Genomic DNA, 25,081 nt, shown 5'->3' with positions numbered 1-25,081 from the left:
TTTATATTAAAGCTTATTCAATTCTTCTATTAATACTTTGCTTACTTCGTTAAAATAACGCCTTACACCAAATCCCATTACGCTTTGGATGCCGCGGGCGGCGTTAGTTAAAAACACCTCATCGGCCTCGTATAAAATCTCGGGGTTTATCTGCGCTTCTGTGATAGGAATATTTAGTTGCCTGGCAAGTTTAATAATAACCTGCCGCATTACCCCTTCAACACAGCCCTCGCTTAAGGCGGGCGTATATAAATGGTTTTGATACCAGACAAACACGTTTGAACTGCCTGCTTCACATAAAAAGCCATTCTGGTTCAGCAAAAAAACATCATCCAGCTTGTTTTGGCTTTTGTAAATACCGGCCATTACATAAACAAGCGAATTACAGGTCTTAATATTAGACAGGTAATTGGTTGGCTTTTGCAGCTCCGTAAACATATCCATAATCAACCCTTTGGTATTTAAAAAATACCGCGGTTCCTCTGTTGGTGTTACCTCCAGGCACCAGCCCATCTTATTTTGCGTGGGCAGGTATAATCCCTCCGCATCACGATAAACGGTTAAACGCAAACGACCATGTTTAGCCCTGTTGCGCCGCGCAATATCTTCACATTTTTCCTTCAAAAACCAGGGGTCCATTTGCGAATAGCCATCAATTTTAAGTGCTTTCATTCCCCTTTGCAGCCTGTCGGCATGCAGGTCGGCAAATTTAAGCTGGCCTTTCATCAGGCGCATACTTTCGAATAAGCCATCCCCGTACCTGAAGCCACGGTTATGCACCGAAAGCAGTTTGGTATCTGATGGAAGAATTTCGCCGTTGAAGTTTATAAAAACCATTGTTTAGATTTTAGATGTGAGATATGAGACATGAGATTTTATCTTTAATACTACTTTATTTCACGTCTCACATCTCAAGTCTCATATCTCACATCTGAATATCCCCGCCACTTGTCCAAAGCCATTTTAAAATCCTGCGGCAAGGGTGCTTCAAAATACAATTGCTTTTTTAATGTCGGGTGCAAAAACCCGAGCGATTGTGCATGCAGGGCCTGCCGGGGCAATATTTCAAAGCAATTCTCCACAAATTGTTTGTATTTGCTAAAAACTGTCCCCTTTAATATTTTATCGCCGCCATACATCATATCACTAAACAACGGATGGCCAATATGTTTCATATGCGCCCTGATCTGGTGCGTACGGCCGGTTTCCAGCTGGCATTCAATCAGCGTAACATAATTCATCCGCTCCAAAACCCGGTAATGCGTTACCGACCATTTACCTTTCTCCGGGTCGTCATAAATTGACATCACCCGTCTGTCGCCGATGCTCCGGCCTATATAGCCGGTAACCGTGCCATCGGTTTCCAGGTCGCCCCAAACCAAAGCGATATATTTACGGGCGATGGTATGATCAAAAAACTGTTTGGCGAGCCAGGTCATGGACCGCTCGTTTTTACTGATCAATAACAAACCCGAGGTGTCTTTATCAATGCGGTGTACCAGGCCGGGCCGGCCATCGTTGCCCGGCAAGGTAGGCAATTGCTGAAAGTGGTATACCAGGCCATTCACCAGCGTGCCCGTATAATTATTATAACCGGGATGCACCACCAGCCCTGCGGGTTTGTTTACCACCAGCACATCATCATCCTCATAAACAATATCAAGCGGAATGTTTTCAGGATACACTTCGGTATCCCGCGGCGGATGCGGCAATACCACCGAAATCACATCCTGGGGTTTAACTTTGTAACTGGGCTTGCAGGGCTTATCATTAACCAGCACATTCCCCAGGTCAATGGCATTCTGTATGCGGCTGCGCGAGGCGTTTTCAATGCGGTGCATCAAAAATTTATCAATCCGCAACAGCGACTGGCCCTTATCAACTACTATGCGCAGGTGCTCAAAAAGGTCCTGTTCATCCTGGTCAATATTGGCTAAGTCTTCAATCATCGGGCAAAAGTAATGGTTTTTATAGATTTGGATACTTTTAAAATATCTCTACCTTTAAGTATTAATATATATTACTCATATGAAAAAGCTTTACCCCCTATTAACAGCTGCAATACTTATTTTTATTACATCGGCAGCAAAAGCCCAGGACGGCTTTTCTGCACTGATAAAATCAGGACCGGCGGATGCCACCAAACTGGTAAATGCTTATGGCGAACCCTTATTTAAGGGGATCGGCTTAGGCTTAAACAGTGGTTGGTACAGCAGCGCCAGGGCGAAAAAACTACTCCATTTCGATCTTCGCATTACCGCTTCGGCAGCATTTGTTCCTACCAGCGATCAAACGTTTGACGTTACCAAAATTGGTTTGTCGAATAATGTAAGGCCCGATAATGCAAGCCAAACCATGGCGCCAACCTTTGGCGGCAGCAAAAGCGCTAACGGCCCGCTGCTGGATATTTATGATGATAACGGCCGCAAAGTGGGTTCGTACACTATGCCCTCCGGAAAGTCATCTGTTATCCCGGCCCCGCAGCTCCAATTGACAGTTGGTCTTGTAGGCAACACCGACCTGACCATACGCGCCATACCCAACATCAATTTGGGGAGCAGCGGCAACATATCATCCATTGGTTTTGGCATCAGGCATGATATTATGCAGGATTTTGTTGGCAAAACGGCAGATAAACTAATCCCCTTCGATCTTGCCATTGCTTTAGCGTACAGCCATTTAAGCATGAATATCCCCTTAACTGTAAACCCGGATAACGGTGCAATACCAAAAGACGGGCAACAGAGCACCGATTTCAGCAACCAGCATGTGGGGGCCACATTTAACAACTTCATGATCCAGGCCATTATCTCTAAAAAACTATTGTTTTTTACCCCATTTTTGGCGGTGGGCTACAACAATACCCATACCCAATTTGGCACTATTGGCAACTTTCCGGTAACTACCGGGCAAACACTTGCAGGTACATCCACTTACACCACGTACAACAACCCGATCAATATCAACGAAACCAGCATTGATGGTTTCCGTGCCGATCTTGGTTTCCAGCTAACTCCGGGATTTTTCCGTATCTATGTATCCGGCAGCCTGGCACAATATAAATCTGTTAACGCAGGTATAGGCTTCGGCTTTTAAATTGCTTAATGGAAATTGATCTTGAATTTTACAGCCCTGTTCATCAAATTAAAAACAAATTGTTTGATGAACAGGGCATTAACGTTTTCATCAAACGCGATGACCTGATCCACCCTATCATCTCAGGCAATAAATGGCGCAAACTCAAATACCTTTTAAAAAAGGCACGGGCCGAAAATAAAAGCCACCTGGTAACTTTCGGGGGCGCTTATTCAAACCACTTGCTGGCTACAGCTGCGGCCGCAGCACAATTTGGTTTTAAATCAACCGGGATAGTCCGGGGTGAAGCCGTTAATAATGATACTCTTTTTCTTTGCCGCCTTCATGGCATGCAACTGCTATTTACCGACAGGGAAAGCTATCGCGATAAACCCGCGCTTTTTGACAAATATTTTGCGGGCGACCCGGAAGCTATATTTATTGATGAAGGCGGCGCCTCGCCCGAGGGAGCCAAAGGCTGCAGCGAGCTTGTAAATGAACTGCCGCAAACTTATCATCATATTTTTTGCGCCTGCGGAACAGGAACCACTGCGGCAGGCATTATCAATGGTATTCATCAGCATAACTTACCTACGCAATTTCATGCGGTACCTGTATTAAAAAATGGGGATTTTATGAAGGTTGAGATCAACAAACTGCTGGCGCCGCCGGTAAATTTTGAATTGCATACCGAATATCATTTCGGCGGATACGGCAAAACCAATGATGAGCTTATCGATTTTATCAAACAATTTGTAGCCGAAACCGGGATATTGATTGAGCCTGTTTACACCGGAAAAATGCTTTATGCCGTTTATGACCTTGCAGCAAAGGGCTATTTTAAGCCGGGAGAAAACATACTGGCGATACATAGCGGGGGCATTTGGGGTTTATTAGGGATGAAAGAGAAGTTTGGTAAAATTTTATAAGTTACCCCGAAAAAAACACGTTTAAAACACCGGCATGCAATTTTCCGTCCCGACCAGCAGAATAATAGACAAAATTCTTTACAAATCCAAGCAAATTACCGAATTTATTACTGCACCAGGTGTCCCAGGTCTATTCATCCGCACCGGGTGGTTCAGGTGTGTTGATAACCTGATGACTTTGGCCTGTTGTTACGAATACATCACCGCAAAAAACATTCAACTTTAATACAATTTAGCTGAACTCCCCACATTCCGCACATCGAACGCATGAAAAAAAACAATATCTTAGCTTCTTACACCTACGGCTCATCATTATGAAAAAGACTTTAGTTTTAGTATGCCTTGCAATAACCGTTCTATCAGTTAAAGCCCAGGAAAAAGCACCCGCTGATACCGGGACATTTTTTCTGCACAAATTTCAACAGCATATCGGCCAGGAGACTTACCGGACCACACGTTCGGGCAACGTGGTTACCTATAACATCGACTTTAAGTTTGTTGACCGGGGTTCGCCGGTGCCATTAAACGCAGAGCTTGCCGTTACGCCAAAACTTGAGCCGGTAAGGTTATGGATTAAAGGGAGAGTGGCCAGAAGTGCCACAATAAACGACAGCATCAGCATTGTAAACGGTGAGGCGATTGTAAAGGTTGATGATTCCGTACACAAACACCAACTGGCACCCTTAACCTTCCCTGTTGCGGGCTATGCCCCAGGCACGGTGCAACAGGTATTGCTGCAATACTGGAAAACCCACCACGAACCGGCAATTATAAATACGCTGCCCAACGGATCAGTCAAAATAAAAAAAGAGGGCGAGGACACGATCACCTTTAACAACAAAAAACTTGTACTGGATAGGTTTAGTATTGCAGGCCTGATATGGGGCAATGAATTATTATGGGCCGATAAAAACGGGCAGCTGATGTGCCTCATCACTAACGATGCCGAAGCTGACAAATTGGAGATGGTGCGCGCGCCTTACGAGGATTTATTGGCCACATTTATCAGCAAAGCAGCAACCTATAGCATGGCGCTTTTTGAAAAAGCCATGCCGAAAGCCAAAACGGACAGTAAAGTAATTGCTGTGGTTGGAGGCACCCTGGTTGATGTGGTGAATTCAACCACTATAACCAATTCAGTTGTGCTGATAGAAAATGGCGTCATTAAAAAGGTTGGAAAAGCTGGCGGGGTAAAAATCCCATCGAACGCGAAAATAATTGATGCAAAAGGCAAAACAGTTATACCGGGCCTGTGGGATATGCACGCCCATTTTGAACAGGCCGAATGGGGGCCTGCTTACCTGGCAGTTGGCGCAACCACCGTACGCGATTGCGGCAACGAATTTGATTATATCAATTCTATAAAAAAAGCCATAGATGGCGGTAAAGGCATCGGGCCCGAAATTTTAAAGGCGGGCATAATTGATGGTAAAGGGCAATATGCTTTGGGCATTATCCAGGCCGATACCAAAGAAGAAGCAGTTAAAGCGGTGGATCGTTATTATGATAACGGATTCGTCCAGATAAAAATTTACAGCTCGGTTAAACCGGCAATAGTTAAAGCTATTTGCGATGAGGCCCACCGCCTGGGTTTAACCGTTACCGGGCATATCCCGATAGGGATGACGCTGCAGCAGGGCGTTGATTCAGGTATGGATATGGTAAACCACGTGCAATATGTGTATTCCATTATGAAAAGGAACAAAGACAGGAGCATTAATTTTGATGATTCAACCAGTAAAGCAGCCATTCAGTTCATCAAAGATCACCATGTGGTGATAGACCCGACTATTGGTGTTTTTGAAATGAGCTTCCGTAATGTAAAGGACGATATTACCATAATGGAACCTGGATTTTACACCTTGCCCCTACCTCTGCAGGCTTTATTTAAAGATACCGGCCAGGATTCCACCGGAGCCGCGAAGTTTAAGCCATTATATGATAGTATGGTAAAAATCACAAAGCTACTGTTTGACGCGGGTGTAACCATCGTGGCCGGAACCGACCAGGGTTTCCCCGGGTATAGCGTGGACCGCGAACTGGAACTGTATGTGCAGGCCGGCCTTACACCTATGCAGGCCCTGCAAACCGCAACCATCACCCCGGCACGGGTAATGAAATTGGATAAAGTATCCGGCTCTATAGAAGCCGGAAAACATGCCGACCTGGCTATTATTGATGGCAATCCGTTAAACAATATCCGCGAGATCCGCAAGGTTGCCCTGGTGATTAAAGCAGGTAAAATCTATGACCCTGGGCAATTGCACCGTTTGGTTGGGTTTAGCAAATAAAGATGATCAAAAGCTGTGGCCCTGAGTAATTCCTTCCCAACAGGAGGGGCCAATGTCATTAAGTTAAGCGGGCAATGGCGCTCATAAACGCGCTCCGTTGACTCACCCGGACGTTGCTACGCTCGTCCGCCCTCTCTTTCGCTACGCGATAAAGAGGGCAAAAAAAAGAAACTCTCTTAACTTAATGACATTGACCCTCCCTCGGGGAGGGAATCGCACTTGGCCCGGCTTTCGTTCAGCTTATACCACCCATTCCTTCCGCATATCTCTTCCTCTACGTAAATTGGCTTCATCATCATTTATAAATTCCTCTTTTTCGGGGTTCCAGTGCAGCGGGCGTTTTAATTCATAAGCCAGGTTGCCTATATTACAAACAGTGGCCGTGCGGTGGCCTATTTCCACATCCGCTACGGGTTTAGTACGGTTGCGCATGGCCTGCAGGAAATCCTTGTAATGGTCAAGGCTTAAATACACATGTTTTTCAAGAGGACTGATCACCCTGGTTGCCAGGGTTTCGGGTGTCGTTTCGATTTTCCCCCTCACTACATGAATATTGCCTTTTGAGCCAATAAAAGTTACACCATTATCACCGCTTACCGGCTCGTGGGTCATGGTAATACCGTTAGCATATTGGTAGGTTAAATATGGATGGTCGTTATCCGGCGGCGTAACTAAAACTGGGCCGGTTGCATCCATATCCAGGGCCCATTGGGCAATATCAAACATGTGGGCCCCCCAATCGGTCATTCCCCCGCCGCCAAACTCTTTATAGTCGCGCCATTTGGCCCAGAAATCATCGGTAAGGCCCGGCGCCAAAAAATGGTTGTAATTTTGAGTAGTGTTCGGCCCCAGCCAAAAGTCCCAGTTCAGGCTGGCAGGCATTGGTTCCGCCGGAAGATTATAGGGTACCGGTGGCGGTCCCACATTTACTTTTACGGTTTGTATATCGCCGATATACCCATTGCGCACCAGTTCTGCTGCCTGCCTGAACTCGGGCCACGAGCGCTGCATACTGCCGGTTTGAAAAACACGGTTATTTTTCCGGGTTTCTGTCACCATTGCACGTCCCTCTTTAATCGTTAAGGACAAAGGCTTTTCGCAATAAATATCTTTCCCTGCCCTGGCCGCCAAAATTGCGATAACGGAGTGCCAGTGATCGGGAACTGCGATCACCACTGCGTCGATATCTTTTCGCGCCAGCAAATCGCGGAAATCACCATAGGTAGCGCAGCCGGCATATTTACTTTGTCCTGCTTTAGCGGCATAGCGCTGGTTAACCTGAGCAGCAAATTGCTGTAGTTTGGCGCCATACACGTCCGCTGCTGCGGTAATTTTTACCTCATTCGTGTCAAAAAACGAACCCTGCAGTCCCCCTGCTTGTTTGCCCGTGCCGATAAAGCCTAAATTGATAAGGTCACTAGGCGCCGTATAGCCTTTTCCGCCGAGCACAAAGCGCGGAACGATCATAAAAGCAGACATTACCGAAGCTTTCTCGAGAAATTTACGCCGGTTGATGGCGTCAGCAGGTTTGTTTTCAGTGTCCATAATTGGTTTAATAAATAATTAAAGGGATGGGATGGCTAAATATAAAGGAATGTCATCAAACTAAAGAAAATTGATTTGTTATTTTTGATTCCGTTAAAAGCAGTGGCCCTGTGCGATTCCCTCCCAACGGGATAGCCTTTATCCTGCATTTCGGTGATCAGGCTTTTCTTATCCTCATCGTATTTGTCCTGTCCCTCGGGGAGGGAATCGCATGGGCCGGGGCTTTTGAAATTATTATTAACTTTAACCCACCGGTAAACACCGGGACCAATTGAAAATCTTCATAACAAGGCTCAATGAAAAAAAAAAATCTATCATCCCGGTATTGCTATTTTTTTCGTTCACTATAAGCGAACTGTTTGCCCAGCAAAGCGAGGTTTTGATCTACCACCCCATCCAAACCGATAAAAGCGGCAATATTGTTCCCTGGTATGATCCCGACCCCGCCATCGCTTATGACCATGACTTGCACATTATCTGGAATTTCTGGTTCAATATGCGCCGGGATCCCAACGGACTGCCCTACTATATGAATCACCAGGTTTTTAATCCCAATATGGACGATCCGCGCGGCATTGGCGGCGACCAGTTTATGATGGCTATGTCGTCCTGGGGGCTATATTACCCTTATACCGGGGATGAAAACGTAAAAAACAACCTTTATTTTTTGGCCGAATACTATTTAACTCATGGTATGTCGCCGTCAAATTGCAAATGGCCGGATATCCCTTTTCCTTATAATACCCTTATTTATTCAGGGATATATGATGGAGATATGCGCAGTGGCAAAGGGGTGGCACAGCCTGATAAAGCTGGATCGTTCGGCCTGGAACTGGTGCATGCCTACAAAATAAAAAACGAGCCACTTTTCCTGGACGCTGCCATAAAGATTGCCAATACACTGGCGGCAAATGTAAAAACGGGTACAGCAACACACTCTCCTCTTCCTTTTAAGGTAAATGTTTTTACCGGAAAAACGGCACTACTGCAGGATGACGAGATCATTAAATCAAAAGATACCGCCTGTTATACCAGCAACCTTACGCCAACCCTGCAACTATTTTTCGACCTGATCCAACTCAAAAGGGGCAATGTTGCTGCTTATAAAACCGGCGCGAACAAAATTTTGGCCTGGCTCAAAAAATATCCTATCCAAAATAACCGCTGGGGGCCGTTTTTTGAAGACGTAGGCGCCTGGAGCCAAACCCAGATCAACGGCATGACCTGTGCGCGCTATATGATGGAACATCCGCAGTACTTCCCGAATTGGAAAACGGAGGTAAAAAGCATCATCGGCTGGGTGCATACCAATTTTAACAATGATAAATGGAAAAAATATGGGGTGATCGTCACTAACGAACAATCCGTCTACCCTGTTCCCGGCGAGAGCCACACGTCAAGGCAGGGTGCGGATGAGTTGTTATACGGGTCGTTAACGGGCGATACGTCTTATTATAATAACGCTTTACGCCAACTGAACTGGGCCACCTATGCGGTTGATTTTGACGGAAAAAACTGCTTCCCGTTTGATGAACCGTGGCTTACCGACGGTTATGGTGATTATGTGAGGCATTATTTGCGTGCCATGGCCACCTATCCCGGCCTGGCTCCGGCAGAGGACCACATTCTATCCAGTACCTCGGTCATCCAGCAGGCTGACTACAAGGGCCATTTTCATAAATATTACAGCACTGATTTTACCGAAGCAGATTCAAATAAGGTGCGCCTGTTTTACCGGACATTTGACACTACCGGAAACGAAGAGATCAGGCTAAAAAGCAGGCCGGCAGCAGTGCTGCTGAATGATAAACCTTTAAAAGAAACTGTTAACGGCGAAGGCTACGCATGGACCGCGCTCGAAAAAGGCGGCGGTGTTTTATGGGTGAGAAGAAAGAATGGGAATAAGGTGATTGTGGAATAAAACGAAAGAAATGAACGAGTATTTGGCTTGCGGTATAATCTATATTTTATTCCTTTTATTCTCTTACGGCTTTTATGCAGGTTCAATTAAATTAAAAACGCCTGTTTTTTTTGTCCTTAGTCTGATTTACTTCTTCGGCATCTATTTTTATTTCGACCTTTTGAGTCAGCTGCACCATTATTTACGGGATCATCAATTTTACATAGAATTCGGCCATGCCGACCTGCTTTTGATCATGTTAATGTTATTCTGCTATTTAAATGGTTTTATCGTACTTATGGCGGTACTTTATAAAAGATGGAAATTAAAAATTCCTGAATAGGATTGACGAAATTTCCTACCCTGGCTGACAAACCAAAATCACCAACAATGATTACTTAAAATCCCCATTTCACCCTCAAATAAACACTATTTCCCAATGGCTTATATCTCCCGTTTTGCTGTGAATAAAAACATTGCCCTGTCAAATCAAGCGCCCAATTATCCGCTATCGAATACGTAAAAGTGGGCAATATGATTAATGCGTTACCCGACAAGGAATACATTTCCCCAAGCGAAGCTTTAAATATAGGCGAAAAGGAATAGGATGTTTCGGCAAATAAAGTATACCTGAACGGGAAAATATTTTTGGCTGATAAGGTGGACGCGGTGAGTTGGGTAACATTGATCAAATTGTCGTTACCGAGGCTATTGTACAAACCGGATAACATTACATATATGCCATTTTTAAACGCATAATCAGCAGAAAGCGAAGCTACTACAGCTACGCTGTCTGCCCTGTTAGATGCAAAGTACGATACTTCGCCTTTGAAACCCGCATCTTTGATGTTACCGGCCCAGCCGGCACCGCCAGTAAAGTTTTGCTGGTAGATGCCCGAAAATACCTGAAAATCATAATCCCATTTATTAAAGTGGTACATCATCGCCGCAATATTTTGGCGGGTGGTTCTGCCGGGGCTTACTGCAAAATCAAGCGAAGAGGATGTGTTGATATTATACTGAACCCGCGCCGCGTCGCTGCCTGGCCGTTCCTCATAATCAAAATCAAAATAATTAAAAGTGTTAAAAATATCATTGGGTGTCCAAACGGTACTGATCCCCCAATTGATGCGCTGCCTGCCCAGGGTAATATCCCATTTCCCCTTGATATACTCGGCGCTTGCACGGTCGATAGTACTGTTGAATAATACGCCATTGCTGTTAACCCAGTTTCGTGAAAGGTTTAAGATTCCATCCTGCCCCGCCACCAGTTTGGCAAAACCAGGGTAATCCTTCACCAATGCACCATAATAAATCCGGTTGCGTACTTCAAGCCGGTAAGTAAAATGGTCATCCGGCTGATATTTGAAATTAAGCCGGTTATGAATCAGGCCAAGGGATTTCAGCTCCGAAAGGTTATTTACAAAACTGCCCTCCTCCAGGTATTTGATGTAGCCGGAAACTTTAACTGTATGTACTTGGGCTGTATCAGTAACGGCTTGTTTTGAAGTATCATTTTGCGCGTCCGCTTTGCACAAACAAAGCAAACAGAACATTGAGGTAAATATGCCCGGTAGCTTTTTCATCGCTTTACATCAGAAACAATCTTGCCATCTACCAGGGTCACCACCCGGCGGGCCTTATCAATTACGCGTTGGTCGTGGGTAGAGAAAATAAAGGTCATTTTATCCTCTGCATTTAATTTAGCCATAATCTCCAGCAGGTTTTCTGTTGATTTTGAATCGAGGTTTGCGGTAGGCTCATCCGCCAAAATAAATCTTGGTTTGGATGCCAGCGCGCGCGCCACAGCCACCCGCTGCTGTTGCCCACCTGAAAGTTCGGAAGGTCGTTTGTTCAGTTTATCCTGCAAACCCACTTCGTTAAGGAGTTGAACAGCACGCTGTTCCCTTTCCCGCTTCGGCGTTTTTTGCAACAGCATCACAAACTCCACATTTTCACTGGCAGTAAGCACCGGGATGAGGTTATATGCCTGGAAAACAAACCCTATGTTTTTAAGCCTGAAGTCGATCAGTTTGTTTTCGCTCATTTTAGAGATGTCCACCCCTTCAATTTTCACATCGCCGCCGGTAGGATAATCCAGTCCGCCAATGAGGTTGAGCAAGGTTGTTTTACCCGAGCCGGAAGGACCAACAAGGGCGGTAAACTCGCCTTCTTCAATCTGCAGGTTAACCCCATTTACAGCATTGACCGGAATAGTATCGGGGTTGTAAACTTTTAAAAGGTTATGTGATTCGATGATATTACTCATGGCGCTTAAATTTTATGAATAGCTTCTGCGGGTTTAAATCTTAATGCTTTTATGGCGGGATATATGGCCGATAAAACGGCGGTAAAAGCTGTCATTAATATTACCGGTACAAATGATGACTGTTCCAATTCGGGATAAACGATATTACTGAATCCAAACTGTGACAACGCCTGTGAAAATGCAGACAGATCGATACCGTGTTTTGCAAGATAGCCTACACTGGTTACAGTCAGCAAAATTCCGGCGGGGATGCCGCCACAGGTAAGCATTACCGATTCGAACAGGATCATAAAAAACACTCTCGGCTTGTTCATGCCTATCGCCATCAGCATTCCGAACTCCCGCTGCCGCTCCAGTACGGCCATCAGCATGGTATTGATGATGCCGAACATCAGGGCCAGTAATATTACGCCAATAACGTAGTACATACTTTGGTCGACAAGGTTCATTAGCAAGGCCATTTCAGGCGAAAGTTCCTGCCAGGTTTGTACCAGCAGGTTTGGATATTCTTTTTTAAAAACCATTACCACTGATGCAGCTCTTTGTCCATCTTTAAGGATCAACGCTATTTCATGGATACCATCACCGGTTCCTAAAAGCGGGGCAAGGTCATCTAAGGTGGTAAATACAGTCGTTTCATCAAAACTCGAGTTACGTGACCGGTATATACCACCAATCCGGAATGACCCTGCAGTAAGTTCACCGGTTTTTGACTGGAAAGTGAGCACAATTTTGTTGTGCAGCCTTACCTCCAGTTTTTCGGCAAGTTTTTTCCCTATAACGATCTCGTTTTTCTTAAGGCCTGAAAAATATGCCCCTTCAATAAGATCTTTTGAAATACTGCTTACTGCCTTTTCATCCGCCGGGATGATCCCGTGTATCTCCACTCCCGAAGCCGTCGACGAAGAAGAGATCATCCCGGTAGTGATCAGCCGGCCGGATACCGCCTTTACGTCTCTGTTTTTTTTGATGTTGGCAACAACCGCCTGACCGTTGGCAATGGTATAAATCACCTCCTTATCATCATTAAAACGGGGATTGTGCAGCTGGATATGTGAAAGTTGCGTTTCAACTGTACTGTCAATCTCCTGTTTGGCAAGTCCTTCAAAAAAAGCCATCATAAACATTCCCGCAAACAAACCAACCGCAACCGAAGCTATCACCACCAGGCTGCGTGTGCGGTTTCTCCAAATATTTCTCCAGGCTATTTTAAAAAGCATAATCAACTGTTTATGGCTTCAATAACTTTAATTTTGTAGATCTTAAAAATGGCATAAAATGATAGTACAATGGCGATCATTAGCACCACATACCCTTGTATAAAGAAATGCGACAGATTTGTGGACATTTGTATTACCGGCTCAATATTATATTGTTCGCTGTTTTTTGCCATATCGCCGCTCAATTTAATGGGATGTACATGGTAGTAGAGCACGACCGGATAAACACAAATTGCGCCCAAAACTGTACCTGCCACAGACATTAGCACCATCTCTACAACCACTACACCAGCCAATAATTTTTTTTTCATACCTATGGCGATGAGGATGCCGAATTCGTGCAGACGTTCGTTCAGCATCATCAGGATAGTACCGAATATGCCAAATGCAATAACGATGTACAACACGCCCGACATAATTACGTTCTGCGCCATTTTAGCCTGGAAAAGCTGGTCAAGCTCAGGGATCATTTGTTTCCAGGTCAACACTTCGTATCTGCTGCCTTTGGTTTGGCTGATAAGGCGTTGCTGCAGTTCATCCAGTTTGTCCCTATCTTTTATTAATAAAGACATCGACGTGTAACGCGCGCCTGTGCTTAAAAAATCCTGCGCCGGCGCCATCGGCAGCCAGGCCATCCCCTTGTTCATTTGAGGGAGGCCTAGTTTGGCGATGCCCCTGATAACATACTTACCCGAGGCCATATTGCCCTGGTAGCCCTGTCCTATCAATATTACAGTATCATTTACTTTTAATTTCAGGTAACCGGCAAGTCCTTCCGCAAGTAAAATGCCGCTATCATTTTCGCCGGGATAGTTCCCTGAAATGACCTTTTTGGCAAGGCCGGAAACTTTATTTTCTTTCGCCGGGTTGATCCCGGTTACCATAATGCCTTTGGTAAGGTTGCCGGATGAGGCCAGCGCAAAAGACTCCAGCCGGGGGGTCCATGCGGTAATTTCGTTTTCATGGTTCAATATCGACTCAAGTTTGGCGTTTGCCTCAAAAGTGCTGTCAACTGATTTATTTTCCCAATAGCCACTATGGTGTACCTGTAAAAAACCGCTTGACATGCTAACTGTATCAGCAATTAGCTTATCAAACAGGCCCACAATGGCAACCCGCATCAATATTGCAAATATAACAGCAAAGAAAATGGACGACACCGTGATCAGCGTTCTCCGCCTGCTGCGCCACATATTCCGCCATGCCAGTTTTAAATACATTATTTAACTTTTTTCATATTTTGGGTAGTAAAAAAATCAATGCTTATGGGCTGGTTAAAAACCGCGCTGTTATAAGTGATGATAGTTTCCTGGCCCTTTTTCTCCACCGGGATCATTTCCAGTCTCACAGGCATCACCCTGCCGCCAATGGTCCTGATGTCCGAGCATTGCATTACATTTACCAGTTTATTGTCCTCATCAAAAAACTCAAGCCGCAATTCAAGGTAGTCCCGCTGGTCAATCCACATGTTTACCTTGCTCCAAACCACCGCAGCAGCCGGTAAGGGGATCATTTGAATTTTCCAGCATTTTCGTCCCTCAATAAGGCTGTCGCCAACAATTTTATGGTTATAGTCATCAATACGTGATGAAGCCTTTACTAGGTCGTCGTTGGTAAAATCGGTACCCATCCAGCTTTGGGCCATCATGGATGGCGGTAGTTTCACTACTCTTTCAATATTGGGCAGCCAGTTCCATATTTCTTTAACCCGCTTTAAAAAAACCGTGCCTGCATCTTTGGCAGGGGCTGTAACAACAATCATGGAATATTGCTCCCCTTTCGACCATCCCTTCATACTCATGGTACGTGTCCAGGTGGGCCGTTTTATCTGGATCGTCATTTCGGTGACGGACGACAGGCCCCTGATGTTGTCTTCGGCTTTAGTTACAATTTGTTTAGCATCCTGCGCATTAACGACTGGTGAAACAAAAAGCAGCAAACCGACGGTTACTAAAATGTGTTGCATAGTTTTCATAGGCATGAAAGCTTAAATTATTTTAAAAAAATCAGTAATGGTCTTTTGATACATTTTAATGATCGCATCTTCCCAGTCATCTTCCTGCAAAAAAAACACGCTCATTTCACCGCCCTGCAACATCCAGTAAAGGCTTTCGGCCAGTAAATGGATATCCTTTCCTTTCGGGATAGCATGGTGCATGTTTAGCCCGGCAAAATAACCCTCAAGTATTGTTAATTCATGTTTGGATAACTCAACCAGAATCTGTTTTAATTGCTGATTTTCACTTATCGCTTCAAAGAAAAACAACAGCCTGTTTAACTTCAATGGTTTATTGCCCATTAATTTTTTAAAACTGTCAATCTGCTTCGTCTTACCTGCAATAAATAATTTCATAAATGACTCCTGATCCTTTACAATTTCATGGGGCTTTTCGTTTTCAGGCTCCTTCGTCGCCTCCAGCAAAAATTCAAATACAGCGATCAGCAAAGCATCCTTCGACTCGAAATAATGGTAAATAGCACCTTTTGATAACCCGGTATGTTTAACCAAATCCTGGTACGAAACATTCTTGTAGCCTTTTTCAAGAAAAAGTTGAAGCGTGGTCAGCAGAATATTGGCGCGGGTATCCTGGGTAATCTTTGGCATAATCTACATTCGTTTTTATATAAAACCGACCGTTCGGTATGTAAAATTATAATATAGTTTTTATATCTGCAAAAAAACTTTCATGAACCTGTTTAATAAAAAAGCGGCGGCATTTAAATCAGAAATGCGTAGTTTAAAAACTACGCATTTCCTTGTTAATCTATTCTTTCAGTCCTTTAATATACCCTATGGTAATTGGTATCTGGGTGGCATGGTTCGGGCTTTCATCTTCAATAAAATAATGTTGAATGCCTGCGGCTTTGGCGGCTCTTAATATACCGGGGATGTCCAGCTGGCCGGTGCCTAAGGCCACATCGTTATGGGTGCTGGTGCCCCCGGTAAGGTCATTAGCTATGCCTTTGCGGATATCTTTCAGGTGCAGCATTTTCCAGCGGGTGGGGTATTTATAAAGCAGTTTAGCCGGATCGCCGCCGCCATGGAAGGTCCACATAATATCCATTTCAAAAGAAACATAATCAGGATTGGTGTTTTGGATGATATAATCCAGCAGCGTGCCATCGCCATAAGGCCCAAATTCATAGCCATGGTCGTGATAGCAAAGGGTAATACCATTATCTTTCAATATTTTCCCTTCGCGGTTAAATTCGTCAACCGCTTTTTTGGCGTCTTCAATAGTAAAAGTATTGCCATGCGGTATCCAGGCCACCATCACAAACGCTGCACCGAATGTTTTAGCTAAAGTTACCACCTGGTAAGGGTCTTTGCTGATCAACCCGTAATCAGCGCCGATGGACGGCATCAAAATACCGCGCTCATGCAATAATTTTTTAAATTCCTCCGGGCCGATACCTTTTGGGTTAGGGCCCTCCATTTCGGTTATGCCAAGCGCTTTCACACTGTCCAGTACTTTTGCAATACCGCCCGCCCAGCTATTACGGTACGTATAGGCCTGTACACCTATCGCATTGGTAAAAAGCGGGCTGCCATTTTGGGCGAAACAAGCCGATCCCAAAAAAATAAATAACAAAAAAAATGAGGCGTATAATTTATTCATACAATGAAAGTAAAAATATTTTCAATAATAAACGGTATTTAAACAAGTAATTTTATGCTTTAAACGGCCTCTAAGTGTAAAAAACACACCTAATCTCTGGTCTCTGATAACTAATCACTCCCCCCAAACATTAATGCAATTTTATGACATTGTTAATTCAAATTTTTCGCAATATTATTATACCTTTGCGTGCTCATTACCAATCATGAGTGATCAGATTAAACATGAATGCGGTGTGGCATTTATCCGCCTTTTAAAGCCACTTTCTTATTACCAGAAAAAGTACGGCACTGCACTGTACGGTCTTAATAAACTTTACCTTTTAATGGAAAAACAGCATAACCGCGGCCAGGATGGCGCCGGTGTTGCAACCATTAAACTGGATATTGAGCCCGGTAAACGCTATATCAGCAGGCACCGTTCAATGGCATCGAACGCGGTGGCAGACATCTTTGAGTATATCCAGAAAAAATTCGCGGATATCCAGAAGGAAACCCCCGAAAAAATGCAGGACGCTGAGTGGTTGAAAGAAAATGTAAGTTTTATGGGCGAAGTTTTACTGGGGCACCTGCGTTATGGCACCCATGGTAAAAACAGCATCGAAAACTGCCACCCATTTCTCCGCCAAAATAACTGGATGACCCGTAACCTGGTGATAGCCGGTAACTTTAACATGACCAATGTTGACGAGCTGTTACAACAGTTGTACGACCTGGGCCAGCATCCTAAAGAAAAAGCCGACACCGTAACCGTACTCGAAAAAATAGGCCACTTTATTGATACCGAAAACCAGGGCTTGTTTGATCAGTACAAACGCGAAGGTCTTGACGATAATATCGAGATCAGCAAACTGATCGCTAATGATATGGATGTTGCCAAGATCCTGCGCAAATCAGCCAAAAACTGGGATGGTGGCTATACCATCGCCGGCATACTGGGCCATGGCGACGCTTTTGTTATGCGCGACCCGGTAGGCATAAGGCCAGCCTATTATTATTATAACGATGAAATTGTGGTTGCCGCTTCCGAGCGTCCTGCTATACAAACAGCGTTCAATATCCCGATAGAAGAGATCAAGGAAATCAGGCCGGGCCATGCCCTTATCGTTAAAAGGAACGGAAAGGTAACTGAGGATATGTTTAGCGAACCGATGGAGAAAAAAGCGTGTTCGTTTGAACGCATTTATTTCTCGCGGGGAAGCGATGCCTCCATTTACCGCGAGCGTAAACAGCTGGGCCGGTTACTTTGCGAACAGATATTGAATACGGTTGAGCATGATGTAAAAAATACCGTTTTCAGTTATATCCCCAACACCGCCGAAGTGGCTTTTTATGGCATGGTAGAAGGTGTACATAAATATATCAAAAAATACCAGCGCGACAGGTTGCTAAACCGCGAAGACAAGATAAGTGAAGAAGAACTGACCGAAGTGCTTTGCATGGCGCCACGCGTAGAGAAAATAGCTATTAAAGACGTAAAACTGCGTACTTTTATCACGCAGGATGCCGATCGCAGTGAAATGGTGGCACATGTTTACGACACCACGTATGGATTGATTAAAAAAGACGCCGATACATTAGTGGTTTTGGATGACTCCATTGTACGTGGTACGACATTAAAACAAAGTATCCTTAAAATATTAGACAGGCTTGGCCCTAAAAAAATCGTGGTGGTTTCGTCTGCCCCGCAGATCCGTTATCCTGATTGTTATGGGATCGACATGTCGCGCATGGGCGAGTTTGTTGCTTTTGAAGCCGCAATCAGCCTGTTAAAAGATGCCGGTAAGGAAGATATCATCCTGGGTGTTTACCAGAAATGTAAAGACAGCGCCGGGTTGCCAAAGGAAAAAGTGGTAAATTATGTGCAGGCAATTTATGAGCCGTTTACTGACCAGGAAATATCAGACAGGATTGCAAAGATCATCACCCCAAAAGAAATAAAATGCGAGGTTAAAGTACTTTACCAAACCCTTGATAACCTGCACAAAGCATGCCCCGATCATGCAGGCGACTGGTATTTCAGTGGAAATTATCCTACCCCCGGTGGTAACAAAGTAGTAAACCGCGCCTTTGTGAACTGGATGGAAGGGAAAAACCAGAGAGGGTATATGTAAGAAGTTGATAGTTCATGGTTCATGGCTAAAACACTGCTATGAACTATGAACCATCAACTATGAACTAATTCACACACCAAACTGCCTTAAATGGTGGTCAAGGTGTTTGGCATTCATCCTATCATATTCATCTGGCGTCAGTGCGCCAAAAAATGGATGGGGGTCTTTCGCCAGGCCATCAGGTCCGGCTTTCCGGAAACGTTTTAAAAGGCCTATCAATTTGGCTTTCTCTTCTTCAAAATTTCGCTGATCAGTAATTTTAGCTTCCTTAAAAGTCGGGAGGTGTTTGTCAAGCTCGTTGTCATTCAAAATTTTCTTCAAGGCCAGTTTACCGAATATCAGGCCGATAAAGGCGCGTTTCATCTTCATTTCGCCCAAAGCTAACATTAACGTCGTCTGGCTATGCGCAAGCATTTGCGATACATTCATTTTGCCCCATAAAGCGGTTGTTGAAGGAGTAAGTTTATTTATGCGTGCAATAAACTCCTTGTTGTCATTCAAATTGAAGATACTTTTCATGAATTGGTTTATTTAGAGATAAATATACCGGGAAAATTATTGTGAACGGTGAGTGGTGAGTAAGCCATAGCCATCCCGCTTAAGACTTAAGACTCCAGACTTAAGACTTAAGACTTAAGACTCCAGACTTAAGACTCAACCTACGCTCCCGGCGGCGAGAAAATAAAATGGGTAACGAGTTTATCCAGTATTACCATTGCGGCAATAATCAGCGCAATACCGGCCACCTGGTTAAGGCGGTGAATAAATTTCACAGAAATTTTATCACGAAGCTTATTGGCATAAAATGCCTTTGTAGTATCCATGCCAAACTGCACTACCAGGATAGTTAAAAACATGATCCCTATTTTTAATGCCCTGTTAGGTACGCCCTGGTGATAAACTGTGCTGGCTGCGCCGATAACTATCGTCCAGTGGAACAGTATAGTCGGATTAAAAATACACATGGCAAAACCCTTTAAAAAGTAGCCGGCCCTATGCATCCTTGTAGGCACCACATTGGTGTAGTTCACTTTAGCCTTTTTAAAGATGTAGTAAATCCCTATGCCTGCTAAAACACAGCTGCCCACTATCCCGGCGTAAATTTTGTCTTGCGCGGAAACATCAAAGTATTGAGAGCCGAATAAAATGGCCCCAACAAAAAACATATCACTGCAAACAACACCCAAAGCCAAAGCAATGCCGGCGTGAAAGCCTTTTTCAATACTTGTTTTTATTAACGCAAAAAATACCGGGCCGGTTAAAAACGTTAGCACTAATCCAAATCCAATACCCGAAATAACAGCTTCTATCATTAATTTAGGCTTCTATGCTTATTCAATTTAAAAATGCCGCACGAATATGCAACTTTATATGGTAAACAACCAAACTTAAAATTGTTATTAATTAATAAAAAATATAGCAGAATTACAAAAAATAACTAAGTTTAGTGTTTTAAATACACCTCTTTTATAAACCGAAATAAACAATGGAACAAAACAAGTCAACAAATCTTAAATCGGCACTCTATACCCTAATTACCGTATTCTTTTTTTGGGGGTTCATCGGAGCGTCAAATGGCGTATTCATCCCTTTTTGTAAAGCCAAATTTGGGTTAGATCAATTTCAGAGCCAACTCATAGATTTTGCATTTTACGGAGCATATTATATCGGGGCTTTGCTACTTTTTATTTTCAGCAGCATCGCCCGGAAAGATATTTTGAATGGCTGGGGGTTTAAGAAAGGTATTATCTACGGCCTTTTGATCAGTACGTTTGGTGCGGCTTTGATGATCTGGGCTGTTACTTCCGGACATTATATCCTTATCCTGGGCGCATTGTTTATTGTTGGTTTAGGATTCTCATTGCAGCAAACATCAGCACAGCCGTTTGCAGCATCGTTAGGTGAGCCGCATACCGCATCAAACCGTTTAAATTTGGCCGGAGGAGTTAATTCATTTGGAACAACTATCGGCCCTGTTGTGGTTTCATTCGCATTGTTTGGAGTAATTGCTAACGTAAACCAGGAGTATATCAAACAATTTGCCCAAAAAGCAAATTCGTTGGATAAAATGGAAATACTGTATATGTTTGTTGGCGCACTGTTTTTGTTATCCGCCGCGCTTTTCTTCTTTTCCAAAAAGGTACCTTCCGGTAAAGGAGATCCAACTTTTGAGCCCGCAAAAAAGGCAATGACAACGCTGATTGTTATTACTACTTTTTTAGTAGTAATTTTTGGCTACATTTTTGCACGTTACGGACAGCCTGACTACATCTTACATTTTATAACAAATAAAGAAAAAGACTTTCTGGGCCTCGGTTTAACAATCACTTCTTTGTTGATTGTAATATTTGGTTTACTATTTGCCAATACGGCTGCTCAGAAAAAACCGGAAGGTTGGGGCGCAATGAAATACCCTCAACTGGTGTTAGGAATGATTGGTATTTTTACCTATGTGGGCGTTGAAGTTACTATTCAAAGTAATCTTGGCGCGTTATTAGGCACTAAAGATTTTGGCGGCATCACTGGTTCGGCCATCGCACCTTATATTTCCATGTACTGGGGCAGTTTAATGATTGGGCGTTGGGCAGGAGCCATCGCTGTTTTTAATCCTTCCAAAGGGTTAAGAAAAGTTTTATTAATAGTAGTGCCATATGTTGCATTTGGTGTTGTATTAGCAGTAAATTCTATTTCTGGTCAAAATATTACACCACTGTATGCATATGCGGGTGTTGTAGCTATCCAGATTGCAGGATTTTTCTTAGGTCAGGATCGTCCGGCCCGTACGTTAATGATATTCGGCTTATTAGGAATGGCCGCTATGATAATAGGATTATTAACTACCGGTAACATAGCAACCTACGCGTTTATGAGTGGTGGTTTGTTTTGCAGTATTTTGTGGCCGTCTATCTTTGCTTTAGCAATTGCCGGCTTAGGCAAATATACCTCACAGGGTTCCGCCTTCCTTGTAATGATGATCCTTGGCGGTGGCATTATTCCACTTCTTCAAGGAAAACTATCTGATATTATGGGAATTCATCAGTCTTATTTCATCCCTGTTTTATGTTTCTCCTACCTTGCATTTTATGGATGGAGGATTATTGGCATACTCAAAAAACAAGGAATAGAACACGAAGTAGAATTAGGCGCCGGACATTAAGCAGAATGACTAAATTAAGTTTTGACCATATTTTCATGAACCTGGCAACCGACCTGGCCAAACGCTCACACTGCGTTAAGGCCCAGGTCGGTGCCGTTTTAACCAAGGATACGCGGATTATTTCTATCGGCTATAACGGGCCTCCTGCGCATACCCACAACTGCGACGAGGAGTGGCCGGGTGTGGGCTGTCCGCGTGATTCAAAAGGCAGTTGTTCGCTTGCCCTGCATGCTGAAGAGAATGCGATACTGTACGCTGTAAAAAACGGCGCCAACCTTGAAGGGGCTACACTTTATACTACTTTATCGCCCTGTTTGCCATGTTCAAGGCTGATTTATTCGGCGGGTATAAAAAAAGTTTTCTTCGACAGGTCATACGCCGCCTATAAAGGTATAGCCAGTGACGAAGGGGTTGACTTTTTAAATAAGTTTGGGGTAACGGCCGTAAGGTTTAGTGTTTAATTTCTTTGATTTCACCGATTGTGGGTTGATTTCACCGATTACTGTTGGATTTCACCGATTAAATTTGGATTACAGTGATTTTTCTATGGTCACCATAAATCGGTGCAATCATTATAGCAATCGGTGCAATCACGTTAAATAGGGCTCCACCTTGCTCAGCGCAAACATCAGCTGTTCAGCAGGAGTAAGGTCAGTATTATCTAAAATAATGGCATCTGCAGCGCGTCTCAGCGGGCTCTCTTTGCGGGTGGTGTCCTGGTAATCGCGATGTGCCAGGTTTTCAAAAACTTCTTCAAGGGTAATATCCGGGTTTTTGGGCGCCAGTTCTTTAAAACGCCTTTCGGCCCGGACTTTCGGGTCGGCGGTCATAAAAATCTTAACCGTAGCGTCCGGAAAAACAGCTGTGCCTATGTCGCGCCCGTCCATCACTATATTTTTTGAGCGGCCCATGCGCTGTTGTTGCTTTACCATCTCCGTACGTACCTCATGCAGGGCAGATACAGCACTCACACTTTCGGAGACTGGCATCAGCCTTATTTCGCCCGATACTTCTTCATCGTTTAAAGTGATATGTGTTTCATAATCGCGCGAGTGAAAGTTTAGATGGATCTTTTTAAGCGCATCAGCTACTTGCCGGCTATCCTGCAAATCTATATTGTTCCTTAAAAAATAAAGGGCCACAGCACGGTACATGGCACCGCTGTCCACATAAACAAAATGCAATTTTTTGGCCAATGCCTTTGCCAAAGTACTTTTTCCGCAGGAAGAATAGCCGTCAATGGCAACGATAATATGGTCACTCATGGTTTACTAAAGTAGGTATTTTTAGTGAGTAGTTAAAAAAGTGAGTGGTTGATTAAGTTAGATAAAGTTGATTGGGTTAAAAATCACCAGCTTATAACCATAAGGTTATAAGCTAAAGTTATCAAACTTACCTTCTGCTGCCAACATATTTTATCGAATTTAAAAACCTGATCAACTCACTCTAACTTATTCAACTTAATCAACTAATTTAGGCCCATGAATTTTACAAAAGCCGACTTGCAAAAGGAAATCACCTACAAAACATCAAGAAGCGGCGGTAAAGGCGGACAAAACGTAAACAAGGTATCCAGTAAAGTAGAGCTACTTTTTTCGGTGGATAACTCGTTGCTCTTTAGTGATGAGGAAAAACAGTTGATCAACCTGAAATTACAATCCCGCTTTAATAAAGACGGATTGATACAGGTAATATGCGACGAAGAACGCAGCCAGTACCTGAACAAAGAAAAGGCAGTTGAAAGGCTGGTACTATTGCTTACCCGCGCCCTGCATCAACCCAAAATACGCAAGGCAACAAAAGTTAGCAAAGCTGCCAAAATGGCCCGGCTGGATAAAAAACGATTAAACGCTGTGAAGAAGGAGAATCGAAGGAAGAGATTAGAGGATGGAGACTAGAGATTAGTTAGCTACTAAACAACTAATCTCTAATCTCCATCCTCTAACCTCTAATCACTTACCTAAACCTGTACAAGCCCGTAATAGCCGCCCATTGATGTGTTTGCACCATTTCCTTATCATCCAGGGTATGAAAGATAGCTGCAATATCAAAAACAAAACGACTGGTGCTGAAAGCGACGCCAAACTGCTGGCTGAATATAAAAGGTTCTTTATTTTTAGTGATCTCAAGCCCGCTGTGGTTATCAAACAAGCCGCCCTGTATGGTAGCATCATAGGCCACGTAATTGGCTAACGGTTTGTAATAGAAGAATATTTCGTGTCGGTTGAGTGGATTGGCCACTTCTTTCCTGATGGCTGTACTCTGCGTACTTACTGAATTAAATAACTGGTTAAATGACCCTAACCTAACCAGGGGACCCACACCTGCCCCGGTAAACCCATTGCCAAGGTTAATATAGCTTGATAAAGTGACGTCAATCCATGAACCTCTTGCAAGCAGTTTATCATACTCGGCTGAAAGGTTTAGCTGAGCCTCATTATTGATCTGGTATTCCCAGCCGCTGGGGTGGTAAAAACCAAAATTATCATGCACAAAATCCTGTATCTGTTTGCCCTCCGCACCGGGGCCAATAATACCAACCCTTGCGGTAAGCTTTAAACTGCTTTCATCTTTATACAACAGGTTTAATGATGCACCTACATACATATAAGCAGCAAAAGGCCTGTCGATAAGGCCCGGTTGGTCAACGCCTTCGGCATTTGCGATACTGCCGCTTTGCGGGTTAAATATTTTTTGCCCGAATTCAAAACCCAAAACCTTGTTCTGCAGCTTTGAGCTTTCACTCACATTAAGGGCATGACGGTAGTAAATAAAAATCCCATCGGTATAATACTTGTCAGAACCCTGAAGCAGATAGGAATCATTATCAGTTTCAGCGCCGATCTCAGTACTGTGGGTTTGAGCGAAAACGCCTGTTGAACAAAGAAAAAAGCAAAAACAAGTAAACAGTTTAAATTTCATCAGGTTATATAAATTCGCGGTAAAAATAGAAAAAACCTTG

22 protein-coding genes are annotated in these 25,081 nt (G+C 43.8%); 8 read left to right on the top strand and 14 right to left on the bottom strand.

Annotated features, from left to right (window positions below; all coding sequences use genetic code 11):
* Nucleotides 1-6: 6 nt before the first annotated feature.
* Both MgSA37_RS06585 and MgSA37_RS06580 read right to left on the bottom strand, forming a co-directional pair.
* Nucleotides 7-837 carry an aminotransferase class IV gene (locus MgSA37_RS06585; RefSeq protein ID WP_096350596.1) on the bottom strand — a complete coding sequence of 277 codons (831 nt, stop codon included), beginning with the start codon at nt 835-837 and terminating at the stop codon, nt 7-9.
* Nucleotides 838-911: 74 nt separating this feature from the next.
* Entirely contained in the window at nt 912-1,949 is a 1,038-nt protein-coding gene (locus MgSA37_RS06580) for an RluA family pseudouridine synthase (RefSeq protein ID WP_096350594.1), read from the bottom strand.
* A 79-nt stretch (nt 1,950-2,028) separates the two neighbouring features.
* Here MgSA37_RS06580 and MgSA37_RS06575 point away from each other — a divergent pair, with 79 nt between their 5' ends.
* From MgSA37_RS06575 to MgSA37_RS06565, 3 genes are all read left to right on the top strand, one after another.
* Entirely contained in the window at nt 2,029-3,096 is a 1,068-nt protein-coding gene (locus MgSA37_RS06575) for a DUF6588 family protein (protein WP_096350592.1), read from the top strand.
* An 8-nt stretch (nt 3,097-3,104) separates the two neighbouring features.
* Nucleotides 3,105-4,004: a 1-aminocyclopropane-1-carboxylate deaminase/D-cysteine desulfhydrase gene (locus MgSA37_RS06570; protein WP_096350590.1), complete on the top strand. Its 900-nt coding sequence runs from the start codon at nt 3,105-3,107 to the stop codon at nt 4,002-4,004.
* A 314-nt stretch (nt 4,005-4,318) separates the two neighbouring features.
* Nucleotides 4,319-6,295, top strand: coding sequence for an amidohydrolase family protein (locus tag MgSA37_RS06565; RefSeq protein ID WP_096350588.1), 1,977 nt, complete (start codon nt 4,319-4,321; stop codon nt 6,293-6,295).
* 240 nt (nt 6,296-6,535) lie between these two features.
* Here the strand turns inward: MgSA37_RS06565 and MgSA37_RS06560 are convergent, their stop codons facing one another.
* A complete protein-coding gene (locus MgSA37_RS06560; RefSeq protein WP_096350586.1) occupies nt 6,536-7,840 on the bottom strand; it encodes a Gfo/Idh/MocA family protein in 1,305 nt (434 codons plus the stop codon).
* 271 nt (nt 7,841-8,111) lie between these two features.
* Between MgSA37_RS06560 and MgSA37_RS06555 the strand changes: the two genes are divergently transcribed.
* Nucleotides 8,112-9,761: a hypothetical protein gene (locus MgSA37_RS06555; protein ID WP_096350584.1), complete on the top strand. Its 1,650-nt coding sequence runs from the start codon at nt 8,112-8,114 to the stop codon at nt 9,759-9,761.
* A gap of 377 nt (nt 9,762-10,138) precedes the next feature.
* Here MgSA37_RS06555 and MgSA37_RS06545 read toward each other — a convergent pair whose 3' ends face one another.
* From MgSA37_RS06545 to MgSA37_RS06515, 7 genes are all read right to left on the bottom strand, one after another.
* The gene (locus MgSA37_RS06545) at nt 10,139-11,326 is read right to left on the bottom strand and encodes a hypothetical protein (RefSeq protein ID WP_096350580.1); all 1,188 of its coding nucleotides are present in this window, start codon (nt 11,324-11,326) and stop codon (nt 10,139-10,141) included.
* On the bottom strand, nt 11,323-12,009 hold the full coding sequence (locus MgSA37_RS06540; protein WP_096350578.1) for an ABC transporter ATP-binding protein: 687 nt from the start codon (nt 12,007-12,009) through the stop codon (nt 11,323-11,325). Before MgSA37_RS06540 ends, MgSA37_RS06545 begins: the two co-directional genes overlap by 4 nt.
* Nucleotides 12,010-12,014: 5 nt before the next feature.
* Complete coding sequence (locus MgSA37_RS06535) at nt 12,015-13,229, bottom strand: ABC transporter permease (RefSeq protein WP_096350576.1); 1,215 nt, start codon at nt 13,227-13,229, stop codon at nt 12,015-12,017.
* Between the two features lie 2 nt (nt 13,230-13,231).
* Nucleotides 13,232-14,449 (bottom strand): ABC transporter permease, encoded by a 1,218-nt coding sequence (locus MgSA37_RS06530; protein WP_096350574.1) that lies wholly within the window; start codon nt 14,447-14,449, stop codon nt 13,232-13,234.
* Nucleotides 14,449-15,204: an outer membrane lipoprotein-sorting protein gene (locus tag MgSA37_RS06525; protein ID WP_096350572.1), complete on the bottom strand. Its 756-nt coding sequence runs from the start codon at nt 15,202-15,204 to the stop codon at nt 14,449-14,451. The genes MgSA37_RS06530 and MgSA37_RS06525 overlap by 1 nt, the downstream gene beginning before the upstream one ends.
* Nucleotides 15,205-15,216: 12 nt before the next feature.
* Nucleotides 15,217-15,834 carry a TetR/AcrR family transcriptional regulator gene (locus MgSA37_RS06520; protein WP_096350570.1) on the bottom strand — a complete coding sequence of 206 codons (618 nt, stop codon included), beginning with the start codon at nt 15,832-15,834 and terminating at the stop codon, nt 15,217-15,219.
* A gap of 160 nt (nt 15,835-15,994) precedes the next feature.
* Nucleotides 15,995-16,849: a sugar phosphate isomerase/epimerase family protein gene (locus tag MgSA37_RS06515; RefSeq protein WP_096350568.1), complete on the bottom strand. Its 855-nt coding sequence runs from the start codon at nt 16,847-16,849 to the stop codon at nt 15,995-15,997.
* 205 nt (nt 16,850-17,054) lie between these two features.
* Between MgSA37_RS06515 and MgSA37_RS06510 the strand changes: the two genes are divergently transcribed.
* Nucleotides 17,055-18,962 (top strand): class II glutamine amidotransferase, encoded by a 1,908-nt coding sequence (locus MgSA37_RS06510; protein WP_096357310.1) that lies wholly within the window; start codon nt 17,055-17,057, stop codon nt 18,960-18,962.
* Between the two features lie 69 nt (nt 18,963-19,031).
* Here MgSA37_RS06510 and MgSA37_RS06505 read toward each other — a convergent pair whose 3' ends face one another.
* Nucleotides 19,032-19,481, bottom strand: a complete 450-nt coding sequence (locus MgSA37_RS06505) for a DUF1569 domain-containing protein (protein ID WP_096350567.1) — start codon at nt 19,479-19,481, stop codon at nt 19,032-19,034.
* Nucleotides 19,482-19,621: 140 nt separating this feature from the next.
* On the bottom strand, nt 19,622-20,275 hold the full coding sequence (locus MgSA37_RS06500) for a LysE family translocator (protein ID WP_096350565.1): 654 nt from the start codon (nt 20,273-20,275) through the stop codon (nt 19,622-19,624).
* A gap of 173 nt (nt 20,276-20,448) precedes the next feature.
* Here MgSA37_RS06500 and MgSA37_RS06495 point away from each other — a divergent pair, with 173 nt between their 5' ends.
* On the top strand, nt 20,449-22,119 hold the full coding sequence (locus MgSA37_RS06495) for an MFS transporter (protein ID WP_096350564.1): 1,671 nt from the start codon (nt 20,449-20,451) through the stop codon (nt 22,117-22,119).
* 5 nt (nt 22,120-22,124) lie between these two features.
* Nucleotides 22,125-22,580 carry a deoxycytidylate deaminase gene (locus MgSA37_RS06490; protein WP_096350562.1) on the top strand — a complete coding sequence of 152 codons (456 nt, stop codon included), beginning with the start codon at nt 22,125-22,127 and terminating at the stop codon, nt 22,578-22,580.
* Nucleotides 22,581-22,709: 129 nt separating this feature from the next.
* Here MgSA37_RS06490 and cmk read toward each other — a convergent pair whose 3' ends face one another.
* Nucleotides 22,710-23,384, bottom strand: a complete 675-nt coding sequence (gene cmk, locus MgSA37_RS06485) for a (d)CMP kinase (protein ID WP_096350560.1) — start codon at nt 23,382-23,384, stop codon at nt 22,710-22,712.
* 216 nt (nt 23,385-23,600) lie between these two features.
* Here cmk and arfB point away from each other — a divergent pair, with 216 nt between their 5' ends.
* On the top strand, nt 23,601-24,017 hold the full coding sequence (gene arfB, locus MgSA37_RS06480) for an alternative ribosome rescue aminoacyl-tRNA hydrolase ArfB (protein ID WP_096350558.1): 417 nt from the start codon (nt 23,601-23,603) through the stop codon (nt 24,015-24,017).
* 58 nt (nt 24,018-24,075) lie between these two features.
* On the opposite strand, the gene MgSA37_RS06475 is transcribed toward arfB, so the two are convergent.
* A complete protein-coding gene (locus tag MgSA37_RS06475) occupies nt 24,076-25,041 on the bottom strand; it encodes a lipid A deacylase LpxR family protein (RefSeq protein WP_157750471.1) in 966 nt (321 codons plus the stop codon).
* Nucleotides 25,042-25,081: the final 40 nt, after the last annotated feature.

The sequence above is a fragment of the Mucilaginibacter gotjawali genome (assembly GCF_002355435.1).
Lineage (GTDB): Bacteria > Bacteroidota > Bacteroidia > Sphingobacteriales > Sphingobacteriaceae > Mucilaginibacter > Mucilaginibacter gotjawali.
The sequence above is the reverse complement of the archived record's forward strand: the minus strand, read 5'-3'. Positions and strand labels throughout refer to the sequence as shown.

Coding starts and splice junctions, on each gene's coding strand:
- MgSA37_RS06585 (WP_096350596.1), bottom strand. CDS start 837: ATGGTTTTTATAAACTTCAACGGCGAAATTCTTCCATCAGATACCAAA.
- MgSA37_RS06580 (WP_096350594.1), bottom strand. CDS start 1,949: ATGATTGAAGACTTAGCCAATATTGACCAGGATGAACAGGACCTTTTT.
- MgSA37_RS06575 (WP_096350592.1), top strand. CDS start 2,029: ATGAAAAAGCTTTACCCCCTATTAACAGCTGCAATACTTATTTTTATT.
- MgSA37_RS06570 (WP_096350590.1), top strand. CDS start 3,105: ATGGAAATTGATCTTGAATTTTACAGCCCTGTTCATCAAATTAAAAAC.
- MgSA37_RS06565 (WP_096350588.1), top strand. CDS start 4,319: ATGAAAAAGACTTTAGTTTTAGTATGCCTTGCAATAACCGTTCTATCA.
- MgSA37_RS06560 (WP_096350586.1), bottom strand. CDS start 7,840: ATGGACACTGAAAACAAACCTGCTGACGCCATCAACCGGCGTAAATTT.
- MgSA37_RS06545 (WP_096350580.1), bottom strand. CDS start 11,326: ATGAAAAAGCTACCGGGCATATTTACCTCAATGTTCTGTTTGCTTTGT.
- MgSA37_RS06540 (WP_096350578.1), bottom strand. CDS start 12,009: ATGAGTAATATCATCGAATCACATAACCTTTTAAAAGTTTACAACCCC.
- MgSA37_RS06535 (WP_096350576.1), bottom strand. CDS start 13,229: ATGCTTTTTAAAATAGCCTGGAGAAATATTTGGAGAAACCGCACACGC.
- MgSA37_RS06530 (WP_096350574.1), bottom strand. CDS start 14,449: ATGTATTTAAAACTGGCATGGCGGAATATGTGGCGCAGCAGGCGGAGA.
- MgSA37_RS06525 (WP_096350572.1), bottom strand. CDS start 15,204: ATGAAAACTATGCAACACATTTTAGTAACCGTCGGTTTGCTGCTTTTT.
- MgSA37_RS06520 (WP_096350570.1), bottom strand. CDS start 15,834: ATGCCAAAGATTACCCAGGATACCCGCGCCAATATTCTGCTGACCACG.
- MgSA37_RS06515 (WP_096350568.1), bottom strand. CDS start 16,849: ATGAATAAATTATACGCCTCATTTTTTTTGTTATTTATTTTTTTGGGA.
- MgSA37_RS06510 (WP_096357310.1), top strand. CDS start 17,055: ATGAGTGATCAGATTAAACATGAATGCGGTGTGGCATTTATCCGCCTT.
- MgSA37_RS06505 (WP_096350567.1), bottom strand. CDS start 19,481: ATGAAAAGTATCTTCAATTTGAATGACAACAAGGAGTTTATTGCACGC.
- MgSA37_RS06500 (WP_096350565.1), bottom strand. CDS start 20,275: ATGATAGAAGCTGTTATTTCGGGTATTGGATTTGGATTAGTGCTAACG.
- MgSA37_RS06495 (WP_096350564.1), top strand. CDS start 20,449: ATGGAACAAAACAAGTCAACAAATCTTAAATCGGCACTCTATACCCTA.
- MgSA37_RS06490 (WP_096350562.1), top strand. CDS start 22,125: ATGACTAAATTAAGTTTTGACCATATTTTCATGAACCTGGCAACCGAC.
- cmk (WP_096350560.1), bottom strand. CDS start 23,384: ATGAGTGACCATATTATCGTTGCCATTGACGGCTATTCTTCCTGCGGA.
- arfB (WP_096350558.1), top strand. CDS start 23,601: ATGAATTTTACAAAAGCCGACTTGCAAAAGGAAATCACCTACAAAACA.
- MgSA37_RS06475 (WP_157750471.1), bottom strand. CDS start 25,041: ATGAAATTTAAACTGTTTACTTGTTTTTGCTTTTTTCTTTGTTCAACA.